The following is a 16347-nucleotide window of genomic DNA, read 5'->3' on the forward strand; positions in this document are numbered from 1 at the left end:
GGTTTTTCGAGTACAGAATCTGTGACCTTGGTGATATACTAATGAATCATTTTATGAGGCTGTTATGATTTCAAAAAACCAACTGAAACTAATTCGTGCATTAGGTCAAAAGAAATACCGTAAGCAATATAACCAGTACCTTGTTCAAGGCGAAAAAAATGTACTTGAATTACTAAACAGTGGTTTAAGCATTGCTCATATTTTTGCGACTCCTGCATTTATTGCTGCGCATCAAACAGCGCTTGCAGCCCATAAAGTCATTGAAGCAGATGAAGACAGCCTAACTAAAGCCAGTACACTTGTTAGTAACAACGCCGCAATTGCTGTTGTTGATATGCCAAGTCAGCAAGCATTACCCACATCAGGACTTATTTTAGCCCTTGATGGCGTGTCGGATCCGGGGAATTTGGGCACGATTATTCGTGTTGCTGATTGGTATGGTATTAAGCATATTGTTACCAGCACAGACAGTGCGGATGCTTATAATCCGAAAACTATTAGCGCAACCATGGGTTCATTTGCTCGCGTGTGTGTCTCACAAACTGATTTAACCAGTTACTTACCAAGCCTAAAGCTCCCTGTGTATGGTGCATTTTTAGAAGGTGAGAACATCCATAAAACTGCTCTTAAGCAAGATGCCGTATTACTCATGGGCAGTGAATCGCATGGTATTCGTGCTGATTGCGAAAGCTTAGTTACTGATAAAATAACCATTCCGGCTTATGGCCAAGCAGAATCGCTTAATGTTGCAATGGCAACGGGTATTATTTTAGATAATTTTAAGCGCCACGCTTAACCTTTTACCCTAAAATGGGTTAAATTGAAGAATAACAATAAAAATCGGTAAAACAATTAGATGCGCTTAAGCACCATAAAATTAGCGGGTTTCAAATCGTTTGTTGAACCCACTAAGATCCCATTCCCTGATCAGATGACGTGTGTTGTCGGCCCGAACGGCTGTGGCAAATCAAATGTCATTGATGCAGTGCGTTGGGTGCTAGGTGAAAGCTCAGCTAAAAACTTACGTGGCGATGCCATGACCGATGTTATTTTTAACGGCTCAACTAATCGAAAGCCAATTTCACAAGCCTCTGTTGAGTTGGTGTTTGATAACACCAGTGGTCATTTACCGAATACCTTTGCTGATCGAAACCAAGTGGCGATCAAACGCTTAGTGACTCGAGATGGCCAGTCAATTTATTTTCTAAATGGCAGCAAATGCCGTAAGCGTGATATTACCGACATCTTTTTAGGCACAGGTCTTGGCCCGCGCAGTTATGCGATTATTGAGCAGGGCATGATCTCGCGTTTAATTGAGAGTAAACCGGCTGATTTACGTGTTTTTTTAGAAGAAGCAGCGGGGGTTTCAAAATACAAAGAGCGTCGTCGTGAAACTCAAACCCGCATTAAAAGTACCCGCGAAAACCTTGAGCGATTGCTTGATGTAAGGCAGGAGTTGCAAACACAGCTCGATAAACTTGCAGTGCAATCAGTCGATGCAAAAAAATACCGAGAGCTAAAAGCCACTGAGCGCACCTTAAAAGGGCAAATTGCGGTTTTAAAATGGCAGAAGTTACACCAACAACAAATCGATAAAGCTGAGCAAATCAATAAACTTAAAGAGCAAATTCAGTTCTTTAGAGAAGCGCACTCTGGCCACGATGATGTTTTAGCAAGTCTTGAAAATCAGGTGCAACTTGAGCAGCAAAAACTGCAAGACGCCCAGCAGGCTCAGCATCAAACTCATACAGAGTTAACCCGCAAAGAACAGCAACAGATCAGCTTAAAGCAGCAACAGCAAACACTTAGCCAAAACCTTATCAAACAGCAACAACTGCAGTTACAAAATAAAGAGCTGCAAGAAGAGCAACACGCTTCAGCCGCCATTTTACAAGAGCAGCTACAAGAAGCGATTGAGCAAAGTTTACTGTGCGCTGAGCAAGTTGCAGAGGTTGAAGAGCAAGTTGCTCTACAGCAGCAACAAACGCAAAGCGCCAATGAGCAATATCAAAGTACCTTACAGAAAAGCCAAGCTCATAGCAGTGATATTAATGTTGCAAAGAATCAACAGGCTCACTTTGCCCAGACTGTTGCGCAACTTGAGTCTCAGCAGACACAACTTGCCGCTGAAATTAGTGAACTCGAAGCGACCCCAGTTGCAGCGCAAATTGCAGAGCAACAACAGCATATTCAAACACTGACGAAGGAGCTTGCGCAGCAACAAAGTGCGCTAAATAAGCTCACTCAAAACCTAGAACAAGCGGATAAAGAACAACAGCACTTAGAGCAGGATTTAAAGCGGGTTCAGCAGCACAGTAATGAAAATAGAGCCAGCATAGCTGCGCTTAACTCTTTGTTATCAGAGCAAACCGACAACGAAAGTGTCTCTCTATTGGCGCAGTTAAAGGTGGCTTCTGGCTTTGAGCCGCTAATTGAACAAGCCCTACTTGGCCTTGAGCATCTAAAGGTCAGTCAACATAAAGAGCCTAACAGTGTTTGGCCTGCAGCTGATGATGAGTTACCAAAAGAGTCATTAGCTAATTATATCGAATCGGGTGCTTACCCTGATTTATTAGCACGGTTTGCATTTCAACCTTGTTTTGATGACGCTATTTTGGCGGATCCATATTGGCTGGCTGTGATTGATGAAGAGGGCTGTATGCATGGTCGTAACTTTCATACCGATGCCAATAAAGACGCCGACAATTCTTTGCTTTTAAAGCATGCTCAGCTAAGTGATGCACAGCAGTTAGATGAAGAACTCAACGAGCAATTAGAAACTAAGCAGCAATTGCTAAATGAGCATCTAGCTCACAAGAAAACGCTTATCGCCGATAAAGAGCAATACAGAGAGCGAATTCACCAAGCGGCTCAGCAGATTGCATCGGCCAGCACTCGACGCGATATGCTATTAGAGCAGCAAACCCAGTGGCAAAACCAGCTTGTTAAGTTACAACAGCGTCAAACCTTACTGGCTGAACAAAAGCAAAATGCTGACGAACAGCAACAAACGCAGCAGTGTTTACTTGAGCAATTGTTAGAGCAGCAATTAGAACTTGAAACTGAGTTAGAGCAAGCAAAACACCAACAAGGTGAGGCAAATAACCGCTATCGCCAAGTGGCTTCTATGCTTGAGCAATATAAAACGCAAGCCCATCAAGCTAATTTGACTGAACAAAAAGCTCGCAGTGAGTGTCAACTTAGCGAAACCAAACTTCAGCATGCAAATGCCGCCCAAAGTGCTGCCAGTGAAGCTGTATTAGAGCTCAACGAGCAACTAGAAGAGCTAGTGATCCCGCTTGAAGAAGTAGCAGAGCAAATTATGCTATTGCTTGAAAAGCATCAACAAAGTGACGTTGAGCTGAAAAACTTGCAAGCGGCCTTGAGTCAAGCTAAAAAGGAGCTTGCTGATAAGCAAACAGCGTTGAAATCATCGCAATCTGAGTTGGTGACGTTACAAGAGCAGTTGCAAGCATTAGCGCTGGATGAGCAAAGTTTAATCGTGAAGGCGCAAGCTGCGTTAGAGCCACTTGAAGAACTGGAACAAAATTTAAAAACAGTACTTGAAGAACTGCCTGACAATGCCAATTTAAATAGCATGCAAACGAGGCTTACAAAAACCACGCAAGCATTAAATGAACTTGGCGCGGTGAACTTAGCGGCAATAGATGAGTTTGAGCAGGCTAAACAGCGCAGCGATTATTTAAATCAGCAGCTTGATGATTTAACACAAGCGTTAAATACCCTTGAAGGGGCGATTCAAAAAATCGACCGAGAAACAAAAAATCGTTTCAAGGCGACCTTTGAACAAGTAAATACAGACTTTGGGGAGTTATTCCCAAAAGTGTTTGGTGGCGGTAGTGCTTACCTTGAATTGACCAGTGATGATCTACTTGAAAGTGGGGTGAGCATCATGGCAAGGCCACCAGGCAAGAAAAATTCGACAATTCACCTGCTTAGTGGTGGAGAAAAAGCGCTGACCGCATTATCATTGGTGTTTTCAATATTCAGGCTCAATCCAGCTCCATTCTGTATGCTAGATGAAGTGGATGCGCCATTGGATGATGCGAATGTGGGTCGTTTTTGCCGTTTGGTAGAAGAGATGTCACAATCAGTACAATTTATTTATATCAGTCATAACAAGATTGCTATGGAAATGGCAGGCAGATTGACCGGTGTAACTATGGCTGAACCAGGTGTATCACGTATGGTCGCTGTAGATATAGAACAAGCTGTGCAAATGGCACATGCATAAAATTTAGGCATATCAAATAATAAAGGTGAGGGGATGGCCGAAGAATTAAGATGGGCTTTAATCGTAATCAGTGTATTTGTCATTGGTGGTTTATTAATTCACGGCTTATGGTCGGTGCGTAAAAAGGACAGCCCAGATACGCCTTCAGTTGAACGGGTTGAACCGAACGAAACAACCAGCGAGGTTCAAGAGCCTGCAACTGCAAAACCGCAAGAACGTGATGAGCCAGAGTTTGGTGATTTAAGCTTTTCAGCAGAAAGTCACGACGAACCAGCTGTTTCAGAACAGGTTGTTGAAGAGCCTGAAGCTAAGCAACAAGAAGTTGAAGAAGAGCCAGCAGATGCACAAGCTCCAACCGATTTCATTATTGTGCATTTACAAATGCCAGAGGGCTTAACAATGGATGGCAGCCAATTATTGCCAGCCGTTAATATGTTAGGCTTTAAGTATTCTGAAGAAGGTTTCTTTAACCGTCACTTAGACCCAGCAGGCACAGGCCCGGTGTTATTCCGTTTAGTGAATATGTACAACCCAGGCACGTTCGATATTGATAATATGGAACAGTTCAGCACTGCAGGTGTTAGTTTATTTATGACCTTACCATGTGATGGCGACGGTCTAAGTGCATTCAACATGTTGCACAGTGCAGCTAAAAAGCTAGCCGATGAATTTGGTGCAACGATTTTAGATAGCAACCGTGAAGAAATGACGGTTGAAAGCGTTCGTGAGTATGTTGAGAAAGTTCGCAGCTTTTCATCATAATCGCACACACAGAGTATAAGTATTAGGCCACTTGGCGTTAAGTCGTCTAAGTGGCTTTTTTATGTAGATTTTTGAGGTTTTCATGTCCAGCCCTATCTTTGAGCAAATTAGCCAACTTCGTGCCCAGTTAGAAGAGCATAACCATAATTATTATGTGCTGGATGCACCGAGCATTCCTGATGCTGAATATGACCGTTTAATGCGCGAATTAAGCGCCCTTGAGCAAGCTAATCCTGAGTTTCAAAGCCCAGACTCACCAAGCCAAAAAGTCGGTGGTGCTGCACTTGATAAGTTTGAGCAAGTTACTCACCAAGTGCCCATGTTGTCACTTGATAATGCGTTTTCAGAAGAAGAGTTTGCCGCCTTTAACCGCCGTATCAAAGAGCGTTTAATGGATAACAAGGAGCTGACTTTTTGTTGTGAGCCAAAGCTTGATGGTTTAGCGGTATCAATTATTTACCGTGATGGGGTTTTAGTTCAAGCAGCTACCCGTGGCGATGGCATGGTAGGTGAAAACATCACCCAAAACGTGAAAACAATTCGTAATGTGCCGCTTAAGTTACGTGGCGATGATTTTCCAGCAGAGCTTGAAGTGCGCGGTGAAGTATTTATGGATAGCGCTGGTTTTGCCAAACTAAACAGTGAAGCCGAAAAACGAGGCGACAAAGTCTTTGTTAACCCGCGTAATGCTGCTGCTGGTAGCTTACGACAGCTTGATTCTAAAGTAACAGCAAAACGTCCACTGATGTTTTATGCCTACAGCACTGGGCTTGTTGCCGATGGGCAGTTACCAGAAGATCACTATCAACAGCTTGCTAAACTGACCGATTGGGGTTTACCTCTTTGCCCAGAAACAAAACTGGTTGAAGGCCAGCAAGCTGCACTTGATTATTACCAAGATATATTGACGCGTCGAAGTAGCCTTGCCTACGAAATTGACGGTGTGGTAATAAAAGTTAACGACAAAAAACACCAAGAGCGTTTAGGCTTTGTGGCACGTGCGCCGCGCTGGGCAATTGCTTTTAAATTCCCTGCGCAAGAAGAAATCACCCAATTACTTGATGTTGAGTTTCAGGTAGGGCGCACTGGCGCAATTACCCCTGTAGCACGATTAGAGCCGGTATTTGTGGGGGGCGTAACGGTATCTAACGCAACGCTGCATAATGGTGATGAAATTGCCCGTTTAGGCGTTAAAATTGGCGATACTGTGATTATTCGCCGTGCGGGTGATGTTATACCACAAATTACCCAAGTTGTCCTTGAGCGTCGCCCTGACGATGCGAAAGACATTGAATTTCCTGCTACCTGCCCAATTTGTGACTCACATGTGGAGCGCATTGAAGGTGAAGCGGTTGCCCGTTGTACTGGTGGTTTAGTGTGCCAAGCGCAGCGCAAGCAAGCAATTAAACATTTTGCGTCACGTAAAGCCCTTGATGTTGATGGTTTAGGCGACAAAATTGTTGATCAACTCGTTGATCGTGAGCTTATCAAAACGCCTGCTGATTTATTTATCCTTAAACAAGGGCATTTTGAATCACTAGAGCGAATGGGTCCAAAGTCTGCTAAGAACTTAGTTAATGCGCTGCAAGATGCTAAGCAAACAACCTTAGCTAAATTCCTATACTCGTTAGGTATTCGCGAAGTGGGTGAAGCAACCGCGCAAAACTTAGCAAACCACTTTTTAACACTAGAAAAAATCACTCAAGCAAGCGTTGATGCGTTAACTGAAGTAAGTGACGTGGGTGAGATCGTTGCCAAGCATGTACGTGGCTTCTTTAGCGAAGAACACAATATGGCAGTTGTAAATGCGTTAGTTGAGCAAGGTATTCACTGGCCAGAATTAACCGCGCCAAGTGCCGATGCGCAGCCATTAGCGGGCTTAACTTACGTGCTGACTGGCACATTAAGCGAGCTTAACCGTAATGATGCAAAAGCGCGTTTACAAGCGTTAGGTGTAAAAGTATCGGGTAGTGTATCGGCGAAAACAGATGCGCTGATTGCAGGTGAAAAAGCGGGCTCAAAATTAACCAAAGCACAAGACCTAGGCATTGATGTGTTAACTGAGGCTGATCTTATTGCGCTTTTAAGTGAGCACAATGGATAGTCTATTGCAGGCACTGTCGTCAGTTGCTTTAACAATCGGCAGCTGGCTGCAACCACACCTTTACAATATTTCATTACTGCTGGTGGTGTGCTTTTTATCCTTGTATGCAAACGACATTATTAAAGTGACCAAGCGCTTTGTCGCGCGTCGTCACTTTATTATACGCGTGCTTTGCTTTGTGCTGGTCACAGGGTTTGGTATGGGCTTACTTGTGGTGTTTGTAACTCCATTTTTAAGTAAGTTGCTAATGCTACTCGGTGTTAAATGGCTGGCGCTTACACTTACAGCTGCGTTTTTGGTACTCGGCATCATTGCTGATAAGAAGAACCAAATATGAATCGCTACGGGCCAGAATACTGGGATAAACATGGCGCTTATCGAACCCCAGTAGCGTTTCATTTAACTTTGTTAGTATTGTTACGCAGTTACTTTATATGGATTATGGCGGCGCTCAGCCGTCGCCCTGATTTAGATATCATGTCGCTGTTTTTTAAGTCGAAAAGCGATTTCTTTACAGCCATTGCTATAGCAGCAATCGCCTTATTACCGGCGGTGATCTTTTGTTTACGCCGACCTCAAGAAAACGCCGAAAGTGCAAAACGTCTGTCGTCTATTTGGCGATTTATGCGCTGGCCATTAATTTTGTGTGCCATCACGGATTTAAGTTGGTTAACCTATCAGGCTGCACACAGTCATTATCAGTTTTCGTTTTTCTTAGCGTGCCAAATGGTGCTGGTATTATGGGTACTGTTATATCTATTAAAAAGCAGATATTTGTCGGTCTTTTTTAATGATTGGCCGGATCCAATTGAAAAGAAATAGGGTAACACTATGTTGGCAATTAATAAGCTTTTAGCAAAAATTTCACTCACTATCGCGCTGGTATTAATTGCTTTATGGGTATTTACGCCACTTTGGCACAGTGCTGCATTTTCGTTGTTTGTGATGCTGTGGGGCTTTATTACTTTATCAAGCCTTTATCGAGTAACTCCGTTATTTGTAGCGCGTAATCCCATTACTGATTTACTAAAGCGTGATGTAAATCAGCTAGCGCTGATAAGTCTGGCTGGTTTATTCGATTTTAAACGCAAAGCTGAGTTTGTTTTAATTGGCCAAATTAAGCAGATTGAAATCGGCGAAGGTATAATCCATGTAACGGATGTCAACGACCAGCAAATAACTGCAGTATTGAGTGTTGCTAGCAGCCAAATTAATAGCCATTTAGTACAGCTACTTTCTGAGCGTGAACGTGCACAAATAGATATCCGGCTGCAAAAACATTAATCACTAGACGCATGTTGCTTGCCCTTAGTAGGGCTTGTGATGTACTGTGCAACTGTTGTATTCAACCCTGAGGGAGCACTATGTTAACTTGGCAAGATATTTTAGAGTTTGCCCATAACGGCAACCCAACACCTCCAAGTCGAGTCGAAAAATCGCCATCTGAATGGCAAGCTGAGCTCGAACAAGATGCATTCTATGTTACCCGCTTAAAAGGCACCGAACGTCCTCACAGCTCTGATTCATGTACGATATTTGAACCTGGTCAATATGCGTGTGTATGTTGTGACAACTTACTATTTGACGGTGATGAAAAGTTCGATAGTGGCACCGGCTGGCCGTCATTTACTCAGCCAAGCAGTGTTGAAAGCATTGCCTATATCGCGGACTCTAGCCATGGTATGCAGCGTATTGAAGCTATTTGTAATGTTTGCGATGCACATTTAGGACATGTATTCCCCGATGGCCCGCCGCCAAGTGGTTTACGCTATTGCATGAATGCCATAGCGATGAAAAAACGCGACTAATGCGTGTTTAACCCATACTTAATCTAGGTACTGGGCAATGATGAAAATAAGGTGCTCACGGTGAATTGGCTTACTAATTATGTAGTCTGTCAAAATACTGGATTGCGCCTTATCGTCTTTTAATACCGATGCTGTAACCGCAATGATTGGAATATGCTTAAAGCGATCATCACTACGAATTAGCTGACTTGCTTCTAATCCACCCATCACTGGCATCTTTAGATCCATAATGATCAGATCAGGTTGGTTCTCTTCTACCTTTTTCAAGGCCTCTTCACCGTTTATTGCTGTATCTATTGTAAAGCTCCAGCGTGATAGAAATGACTCCAAGTACTCACGGTTGTATGGAATATCATCAACTATCAATATACGAGCTGGATTAAAATGATAGCTAGAAATAGCAGGGTAATTTCGATGTTTAACCTCTGTTTTTGATTCGGCAAATTCTATATTTGGTAGCAATACAATAAACTCGCTACCTTTATCTTTTTCACTAATTACAGATAGTTCACCACCCATCAATTTTATAAAGCGATGAGATATAGCTAAACCGAGTCCAGTGCCACCAAATTCAGAACTGCGTTGCCCTTGAACTTGCTCAAAATCATTAAAAATCAGCGCTTGTTGATCGGTTGGGATCCCCTTGCCAGTATCTTTGACATGAATTTTTATATTAATGTGGCCATCATTTTCACGTTCTTCAAAGTCAAAGTGAACTTTAACGCTACCATGTGAGGTAAATTTAATCGCATTACTGATCAAGTTTGTCAGTACCTGTCGAACTTTATTGCTATCAAGTAAAACAGGGGTTTTAAATTCAGGGTGTGAAGTGATCTGTAAATCTAGATCCTTTTGAGCGCTGAGCTGCAAAAACATCATACTTAGTTCATGGCACATCGTCGGAATTTCGACCCTTTCCATGTCCAGCTGCATTTTTCCTGCATCAATTTTAGATAAATCAAGAATATCATTGAGGACGTTTAGCAAAGAGCTGCCAGAGATCGAAATGGCTTCTAAATAGCGGCGTTTATTTTTATCAGTTTCACTGTCTTGGAGTAATTGGCTGAAGCCTAATACTGCATTAAGCGGTGTTCTTAGCTCATGTGACATATTCGCTAAGAACCTGCTCTTAGCTTGGTTTGACTGCTCGGCTTGCTCTTTGGCATCCAAGTATTCTTGAGTTCGTTTTGCAACGGTTTCTTCTAATTGACTATGTTGCTCATGCATGCTGTTTATTTGTTGTCTTACTGCAGCACGCATCATTTTAAAACCACTGGCAAGAGTGCCAATTTCATCACGACTTTTAATATTTATTGGGCAATTTAGATCGCCAGTGGTAACTGCATGCGAAAACTCAACTAATTGCTCAATAGGCTGTAAAATAATTCGGCGTATAATGATATAAGCAATGAGTAATGCAGTAAGTAAGTAAATTGCGAACAGTGATACAGCATTGCTGATAATTGATTTAGTTTTTAATGTTAAATCAATATCTGAAAAACTAACAATAACATAGCCAATATTTTCATCTTGGGCGTTATTGATTGGAACTGCTACAGCATATTGTTGATCTAAAGTGATGATAGAATTTTGTTTTGGATTGAGCTGCTTTATTATCGTTTGATTTGTTTCTAAGGTATCGACTTTGCTGTAATCAGGGTGAGCGGCAATAAAGTTATTCTGATCGATAAAGTAGATTGTCTTTAAATCATCAAATGTATTATTTGCCAGAATACCTTTAAGAGTGATGCCTTGAATTTTTAAAACCCAACTACCTACTGTATTGTCTTTTGTAAGGGTCTTTATCTCTGAGAGCATAGGTGAAACGATGGCATTAGCTTTTTCACTCATATTCAGCAAGGTTTGCTCTTTTAACTCAATAACATGTAAAGTTGTACTTACCCCTAAAATCAACGTAATAGTAAACCCAATAATGAGTAGGATTTTATGAGCAATACTGACTCTCATTGTTTATTTTCACTCCTTGTTTGTAATGCCCGCATATTAACATTAATTTTTGCATCAGTAGCTTTTATTGATTGCTTTATGTCTGCTCCATAAAAAATTTGACTAAATGTTTGCGATATAAGCTCACCGACAACTGGAAACTCAACCATCCCAGCTTGCAAACGGTCAGGAGTAGCATGCTCAAATACCCATAACATGGCTTTATTAAAGCCTGGTTTGTTTACGAGAGTAAATAGTTTCTCGTGCCACACCTTTTGTCTTGGCGGTGAGCCGCCTGTACTTAATAATGCCGCTGTTTGCTCACTGGTTGCCCACTGAATAAATAACCACGCTGCTTTTTTTTGATTTGATTGGTTATTAATTGCGAATGCCCAAGACCAAGGAGATGTTTCACGGGCGACTGGACCGGCTGGTAACGGCGCGGCTTCCCATTTATTCCAAATATCTGATTCTTCAGCGGTATCTATTTCATTATAAAAATGAGAGGCTAAAAACGCCGAAGCAAGTTGACCTTCTTTAAATAGTCGACGAATTTCATAAAAGTGCAGCAAGCGACTGTTATCAGGATTGCCGAATCCCGTTACAAGGTCTCGGTATGCTTGCAGACTTTGTGCTGTTTGAGGGCTATCAAAAACAGACTGACCTTGCGCGTCAATTACTTCAGCACCATAAGCACGCATAATGGGTAACACTGTCCAAGTGTTTAATCCTGCACCTGGCAGAGTTCGGGAGGCAAATGCGTGCATGCCATTTAAAGATGGGGTGCGGTCAATTGCCTTTTGAAGCTTAATTTTAGTCTCTTGTAGTTGCTCGTACGTGTCGGGTACCGCTAAGTTAAAGTGCTCGAACAGATCTTTACGATAAAAATAAATCGGTGCAGAGAAATCAAATGGTAACGAGTATAAAGCGCCATTGATTTTACAAAGAGCCAAGCTACGTTCGCTAATATCTTCTAACTGATACCAAGCTTTGTCTGTGAGTTTTGGGTTATCAATATAGGGTTGTAGGGGATCTATCCAGCCTCGACTTTGTGCTTCACCCAAAAAGGTTATACCCATTGGCAGTACATCATAGAGGCCTGTATGCATACTTAAATCTTGGTGGCGACGAACACGCATTTGAGATTGTTCTAAGGCATGAAAACCTACAGATATCCCTGTTAACTCTTCAAATAGAGGGATATATGGTTTTAGGGCCAAAAATGCAGGCTGCTCATCTGCTAATATGTTGATATGTGTACCAGACTCACTTTGCCAGTTTATTTTGGCTTGCTGCCAATATTGCAACATTGCAGAAGCTGAACAAATAGGGCTTGTAATTATGAAAGATGCAATAAGGAGATGCTTTATTAATTTCAAAAAGATGCTCCATGAAGAGGGTTATTCAGAAAGCTTGATATTTAACTTGGCAGCTTGTGCTTTTATTTTATCAAACCTCATAGCTTGTTCATCTTCTAAAGACTGAGACGCTAAGAGGGTGTAGCACTTTCTTGCAAGCATTAAGTTGAAAGACTGCCCTTGACTGCTTGTGTCAAATAAACACTGTAGCAGATTTAACGCAATACTGGCATTTTTAGGCATAATTCTAAATGCTTGTGTGAATGCCTCAAGCGCAGTATTGAGCTGGCCTTTATTAAACTGCGTTACAGCGTGGTTATTGAGCTCTTTCGGGCCAAGCTTAATATCACGTCGCTCAGTTTGCTGTTGTTGAATATAACGTAAATACACCGGATCGCTTACTGACGGGTGGCGTTCACAGTGAGTTATTATTTGGTTAAACAGCATCTGTGCTTTATGGTGAAAACCAAGCTCATGAAACGCTTTCGCTTTATCGAGCGCTCCATCTACAGAGCGAATCTGAGTGTCACTTTCATCAAGTTGATTGATAAGTGCTTTAGCTTTTTGATGTTCATCTTTTAAATAATGTAAACGTGCGTTAAGAACATCAATTTGTGTTTGATTATTACTATTCGGAAATTGTTTTTTTAAATCACTCAAATATTGATTTGTTTGTCTTGAAATGCGATTAACTTGATCGGTTTGATCCGTCGTTAAGGCAAAATCAATCCCTGCACGAGCCGCATTTAGGTACACATCAGGGTTGTCGTGAATTGAGTGTTTAGCATAACTAGCTATATCTTTTTGGGTTAAATAATTTTTCTCGTAGTCATGATTAAGTAATGAAACATGGCTAAGCGTTTTTTGCCTCTCGATATTGCGAGGTGCAATTTCAACAGCTTGGCTGAAAAAAAGCTGTGCATCATCAAATTTATTGAGCTTTATCTCTAACTTTCCGAGTAAATCCAGAGCTACTAAGCGTGTTTCACTCCTTTGTAGCATAGTCCTCAACATTCTATGAGCGAGAGTATGCTCATTATTTGCAATTAAAGCTTCCACTAAACCAACTTTTGCCCATGTAAATTTTTGAATATCGAGCACAGATTTGAAAAATGCTTTGGCTTGTTCATTTCTGTTTAAACGAAGTAGGGCATCGCCTTTTAATCTCAATAAAATCGCACTGTAACTATTCGATTTGTTTTGTAGTAATTGATCAATGCTCTTTATAGCTTTTGAGTCGTTTTCATCATCAATCAACTGGTATATATTTTTTAGATGATGCTTTCGCAATAAAACTTTTTCAATTCTATTTTTTAAGTCGTAAATAGTAAAAGGTTTAACAAGAAAGTCATCCGGCTGCAGCTCTAAAACACTATGAACCAAAGAACCACTGGTTTCTGCAGATATAAATATAAAACCTGTGGAGTTTTTAATTAGGCGTTTAACTTTAAGTTCTTCATAAAGCTGATAGCCATCCTGGTGTTTACTTAGATTAAAAGAACAAACAATGAGATCAAACTGTTCTATTTGACACTGTTCTTTGGCTGCAATAGCGTGTTCTGCAAATCGCAACTGACGAAACCCCAATCCCTCTAGAGACTGCTTCATATAGCTTTGAGCAAGTGCTTGCTCTTCGACTATTAATATTTTGGCTTTCGAAAAAATCTTTGCGGGCATTAGACTTGCGACCGAGTATTGTTAACAGTGACTATAATAAACAGTCTAGCTGCTGACAAGGCAAATTACAGCTTTTGCAACGATTTAAAGTTTAGCTTTGGGCTATATCAATAAAGTGAGAAGTGATGAGTAATAGACTTTAGAAGTTAGATATTAGAAGTTAGATAGTAGAAGTTAGATAGTAGAAGTTAGATAGTAGAAGTTAGATAGTAGAAGCGGTTGTTATATGTGGTGGGTCGTACTGGACTTGAATCATCGAGCCTGTTTTTTGTAAAGAATGGCGATGCTTTTTTAATTTAGATAGAAAACAAGGAAGTATTTAATGAAGTATTTATAAGTGGTGGGTCGTACTGGATCTGAATCATCGAGCCTGTGTTTTGTAAAGAGTGGCGATGCTTTTGAAAATTAGAGATAAAATAAAGAAGATTTAAAGAAAGTATTTATGAAGTGTTTATATGTGGTGGGTCGTACTGGACTTGAACCAGTGACCCTCGCCTTGTAAGGGCGATGCTCTCCCAACTGAGCTAACGACCCACATATAAATTTTTAAGATTAAATGGTTGGTCTTACTGAACTTAACCACCGAGCCTTTTCGTTGTAAAGAGTTGCGATGCTCTTTGCTCCAAAAAGTAATGGTGGGTCGTACTGGACTTGAACCAGTGACCCTCGCCTTGTAAGGGCGATGCTCTCCCAACTGAGCTAACGACCCATATAATCTTTTTCTTCGCTACCATTTTTAACTTTTTGCTTTAAAAAGTAAATGGTGGGTCGTACTGGACTTGAACCAGTGACCCTCGCCTTGTAAGGGCGATGCTCTCCCAACTGAGCTAACGACCCGCGAAGAATAATCTAAATGAAAACACCATCAAAGTTTATTTAATGGTGGGTCGTACTGGACTTGAACCAGTGACCCTCGCCTTGTAAGGGCGATGCTCTCCCAACTGAGCTAACGACCCATTTAGATTTTTGTAATATGAACACCACTTTAAAAAATGGTGGGTCGTACTGGACTTGAACCAGTGACCCTCGCCTTGTAAGGGCGATGCTCTCCCAACTGAGCTAACGACCCATATTACATACAGCAAATTTTCTTAATGGTGGGTCGTACTGGACTTGAACCAGTGACCCTCGCCTTGTAAGGGCGATGCTCTCCCAACTGAGCTAACGACCCATTAAGAATTTAGATATGAACACCATTAGGGAATAATGGTGGGTCGTACTGGACTTGAACCAGTGACCCTCGCCTTGTAAGGGCGATGCTCTCCCAACTGAGCTAACGACCCATATCTAAAACAACTCATTGCTGCGTTGTTGTGGGGCGCTATTATAGATAGAGTTGTAAATGTGTCAACACTTGAATGAGTAAAAATGTGTTAGATGCAGCTTTTATAAACAATGACATGGCATTTAAGCATTTTTTGGCGAACAAATATGCAATTTACATTCATAAGCTTATATTCAGAGCTTGATCTATAGCTCTATGACCTAGGTAAATCATTCTAAAATGATATGAATACAGCAAATCTTTAAAACGGTTTTTCATATCAATAAATTTGCATCAGTTAATTGCACTCTACTTAGCACTATTAAAAACAAAGCAGGGTAGGGTGAAGTCGTTTTATTTAAAGCTTTAGGTAATGAATTTTATTTTGCATATAAATGTATACCTTTTTAAGGGAGTAAATTAAAAAAGCAAAGAGCCTTTGATAACAAACCAGCAATGAAATTAGCCCAAAATAACTAATTTGATAGCACTTTGTATAAAATACCTCCGCAACGGATTGATATTTAGTCAGCTTGTTGAAATTTAAATCATTTAAATAAACTTAGATAAAAAACTGTTGACTTTATTTGGGGGGCTGCATAGAATGCGCCCCGCACTCAGCGATACACAACCAACATTAATTGGTGGTGTGTATGCAAGTCGGGGCTATAGCTCAGCTGGGAGAGCGCTTCGCTGGCAGCGAAGAGGTCTGCGGTTCGATCCCGCATAGCTCCACCAGATTTGCATAGTGTTTGTCCTAGGGTTGCAGTTTTCTGCGTCCCCATCGTCTAGAGGCCTAGGACACCGCCCTTTCACGGCGGTAACAGGGGTTCGAATCCCCTTGGGGACGCCACTTACTTTAAGTAAGTGAGCAATTGCCAAGAAAATAAATATGTTAGTCTCGAGTACTTACATGTTATTTTAGTAACCTTAACTCCGATATGAGTAAAACTATCATTTAATGTCCTAGTGACACACACTGTGTCCCCATCGTCTAGAGGCCTAGGACACCGCCCTTTCACGGCGGTAACAGGGGTTCGAATCCCCTTGGGGACGCCACTTACTTTAAGTGATGTGTTATTAAAAGCTCGTCTGAATCGAGTCTAACTATTCAGTTGTCCTAGTGACACATTTTGTGTCCCCATCGTCTAGAGGCCTAGGACACCGCCCTT

At 41.4% G+C, this 16347-nt stretch carries 11 protein-coding genes and 10 tRNA genes; 11 read left to right on the forward strand and 10 right to left on the reverse strand.

The window, feature by feature from the left end; translation table 11 throughout:
- The first annotated feature begins 64 nt into the window (after window positions 1-64).
- From BIZ38_RS13455 to msrB, 8 genes are all read left to right on the forward strand, one after another.
- Window positions 65-796, forward strand: a complete 732-nt coding sequence (locus BIZ38_RS13455) for an RNA methyltransferase (RefSeq protein ID WP_138599990.1) — start codon at window positions 65-67, stop codon at window positions 794-796.
- Between the two features lie 60 nt (window positions 797-856).
- Window positions 857-4255 (forward strand): chromosome segregation SMC family protein, encoded by a 3399-nt coding sequence (locus tag BIZ38_RS13460; RefSeq protein WP_187490495.1) that lies wholly within the window; start codon window positions 857-859, stop codon window positions 4253-4255.
- A gap of 33 nt (window positions 4256-4288) precedes the next feature.
- On the forward strand, window positions 4289-5017 hold the full coding sequence (gene zipA / locus BIZ38_RS13465; protein ID WP_138599988.1) for a cell division protein ZipA: 729 nt from the start codon (window positions 4289-4291) through the stop codon (window positions 5015-5017).
- Window positions 5018-5099: 82 nt separating this feature from the next.
- On the forward strand, window positions 5100-7121 hold the full coding sequence (gene ligA, locus BIZ38_RS13470) for an NAD-dependent DNA ligase LigA (protein ID WP_187490496.1): 2022 nt from the start codon (window positions 5100-5102) through the stop codon (window positions 7119-7121).
- Complete coding sequence (locus tag BIZ38_RS13475; RefSeq protein ID WP_054553712.1) at window positions 7114-7458, forward strand: DUF3392 family protein; 345 nt, start codon at window positions 7114-7116, stop codon at window positions 7456-7458. The genes ligA and BIZ38_RS13475 overlap by 8 nt, the downstream gene beginning before the upstream one ends.
- Window positions 7455-7943, forward strand: coding sequence for a DUF2919 domain-containing protein (locus BIZ38_RS13480; protein WP_187490497.1), 489 nt, complete (start codon window positions 7455-7457; stop codon window positions 7941-7943). The genes BIZ38_RS13475 and BIZ38_RS13480 overlap by 4 nt, the downstream gene beginning before the upstream one ends.
- Before the next feature lie 9 nt (window positions 7944-7952).
- On the forward strand, window positions 7953-8405 hold the full coding sequence (locus BIZ38_RS13485; protein WP_187490498.1) for a hypothetical protein: 453 nt from the start codon (window positions 7953-7955) through the stop codon (window positions 8403-8405).
- A gap of 80 nt (window positions 8406-8485) precedes the next feature.
- Window positions 8486-8929, forward strand: coding sequence for a peptide-methionine (R)-S-oxide reductase MsrB (gene msrB / locus BIZ38_RS13490; protein WP_187490499.1), 444 nt, complete (start codon window positions 8486-8488; stop codon window positions 8927-8929).
- An 18-nt stretch (window positions 8930-8947) separates the two neighbouring features.
- On the opposite strand, the gene BIZ38_RS13495 is transcribed toward msrB, so the two are convergent.
- From BIZ38_RS13495 to BIZ38_RS13540, 10 genes are all read right to left on the reverse strand, one after another.
- Window positions 8948-10897 (reverse strand): ATP-binding protein, encoded by a 1950-nt coding sequence (locus BIZ38_RS13495; RefSeq protein WP_054553708.1) that lies wholly within the window; start codon window positions 10895-10897, stop codon window positions 8948-8950.
- Window positions 10894-12255 carry an extracellular solute-binding protein gene (locus tag BIZ38_RS13500; protein ID WP_138599981.1) on the reverse strand — a complete coding sequence of 454 codons (1362 nt, stop codon included), beginning with the start codon at window positions 12253-12255 and terminating at the stop codon, window positions 10894-10896. The genes BIZ38_RS13495 and BIZ38_RS13500 overlap by 4 nt, the downstream gene beginning before the upstream one ends.
- A 21-nt stretch (window positions 12256-12276) precedes the next feature.
- Window positions 12277-13911 (reverse strand): response regulator, encoded by a 1635-nt coding sequence (locus BIZ38_RS13505; RefSeq protein ID WP_054553706.1) that lies wholly within the window; start codon window positions 13909-13911, stop codon window positions 12277-12279.
- A 458-nt stretch (window positions 13912-14369) separates the two neighbouring features.
- Window positions 14370-14445 (reverse strand) — tRNA-Val (locus BIZ38_RS13510).
- A 99-nt stretch (window positions 14446-14544) separates the two neighbouring features.
- A tRNA-Val gene (locus BIZ38_RS13515) sits at window positions 14545-14620 on the reverse strand.
- Between the two features lie 52 nt (window positions 14621-14672).
- Window positions 14673-14748 (reverse strand) — tRNA-Val (locus BIZ38_RS13520).
- Between the two features lie 43 nt (window positions 14749-14791).
- Window positions 14792-14867: transfer RNA gene (locus BIZ38_RS13525), tRNA-Val, on the reverse strand.
- A 37-nt stretch (window positions 14868-14904) separates the two neighbouring features.
- Window positions 14905-14980, reverse strand: a tRNA-Val gene (locus BIZ38_RS13530).
- Between the two features lie 26 nt (window positions 14981-15006).
- Window positions 15007-15082: transfer RNA gene (locus BIZ38_RS13535), tRNA-Val, on the reverse strand.
- Between the two features lie 36 nt (window positions 15083-15118).
- Window positions 15119-15194 (reverse strand) — tRNA-Val (locus BIZ38_RS13540).
- 643 nt (window positions 15195-15837) lie between these two features.
- Between BIZ38_RS13540 and BIZ38_RS13545 the strand changes: the two genes are divergently transcribed.
- The 3 genes from BIZ38_RS13545 (at window position 15838) to BIZ38_RS13555 (ending at window position 16234) form a co-directional block, all read left to right on the forward strand.
- Window positions 15838-15913, forward strand: a tRNA-Ala gene (locus tag BIZ38_RS13545).
- 39 nt (window positions 15914-15952) lie between these two features.
- Window positions 15953-16028, forward strand: a tRNA-Glu gene (locus BIZ38_RS13550).
- A gap of 130 nt (window positions 16029-16158) precedes the next feature.
- Window positions 16159-16234 (forward strand) — tRNA-Glu (locus BIZ38_RS13555).
- Window positions 16235-16347: the final 113 nt, after the last annotated feature.

Origin of the sequence: Pseudoalteromonas sp. BZK2, assembly GCF_014349195.1 — a bacterium.
Lineage (GTDB): Bacteria > Pseudomonadota > Gammaproteobacteria > Enterobacterales > Alteromonadaceae > Pseudoalteromonas > Pseudoalteromonas simplex.

What these genes read in the sequence shown, in the direction of transcription:
- BIZ38_RS13455 (WP_138599990.1), top strand. Translation starts at nt 65, where the DNA reads ATGATTTCAAAAAACCAACTGAAACTAATTCGTGCATTAGGTCAAAAG.
- BIZ38_RS13460 (WP_187490495.1), top strand. Translation starts at nt 857, where the DNA reads ATGCGCTTAAGCACCATAAAATTAGCGGGTTTCAAATCGTTTGTTGAA.
- zipA (WP_138599988.1), top strand. Translation starts at nt 4,289, where the DNA reads ATGGCCGAAGAATTAAGATGGGCTTTAATCGTAATCAGTGTATTTGTC.
- ligA (WP_187490496.1), top strand. Translation starts at nt 5,100, where the DNA reads ATGTCCAGCCCTATCTTTGAGCAAATTAGCCAACTTCGTGCCCAGTTA.
- BIZ38_RS13475 (WP_054553712.1), top strand. Translation starts at nt 7,114, where the DNA reads ATGGATAGTCTATTGCAGGCACTGTCGTCAGTTGCTTTAACAATCGGC.
- BIZ38_RS13480 (WP_187490497.1), top strand. Translation starts at nt 7,455, where the DNA reads ATGAATCGCTACGGGCCAGAATACTGGGATAAACATGGCGCTTATCGA.
- BIZ38_RS13485 (WP_187490498.1), top strand. Translation starts at nt 7,953, where the DNA reads ATGTTGGCAATTAATAAGCTTTTAGCAAAAATTTCACTCACTATCGCG.
- msrB (WP_187490499.1), top strand. Translation starts at nt 8,486, where the DNA reads ATGTTAACTTGGCAAGATATTTTAGAGTTTGCCCATAACGGCAACCCA.
- BIZ38_RS13495 (WP_054553708.1), bottom strand. Translation starts at nt 10,897, where the DNA reads ATGAGAGTCAGTATTGCTCATAAAATCCTACTCATTATTGGGTTTACT.
- BIZ38_RS13505 (WP_054553706.1), bottom strand. Translation starts at nt 13,911, where the DNA reads ATGCCCGCAAAGATTTTTTCGAAAGCCAAAATATTAATAGTCGAAGAG.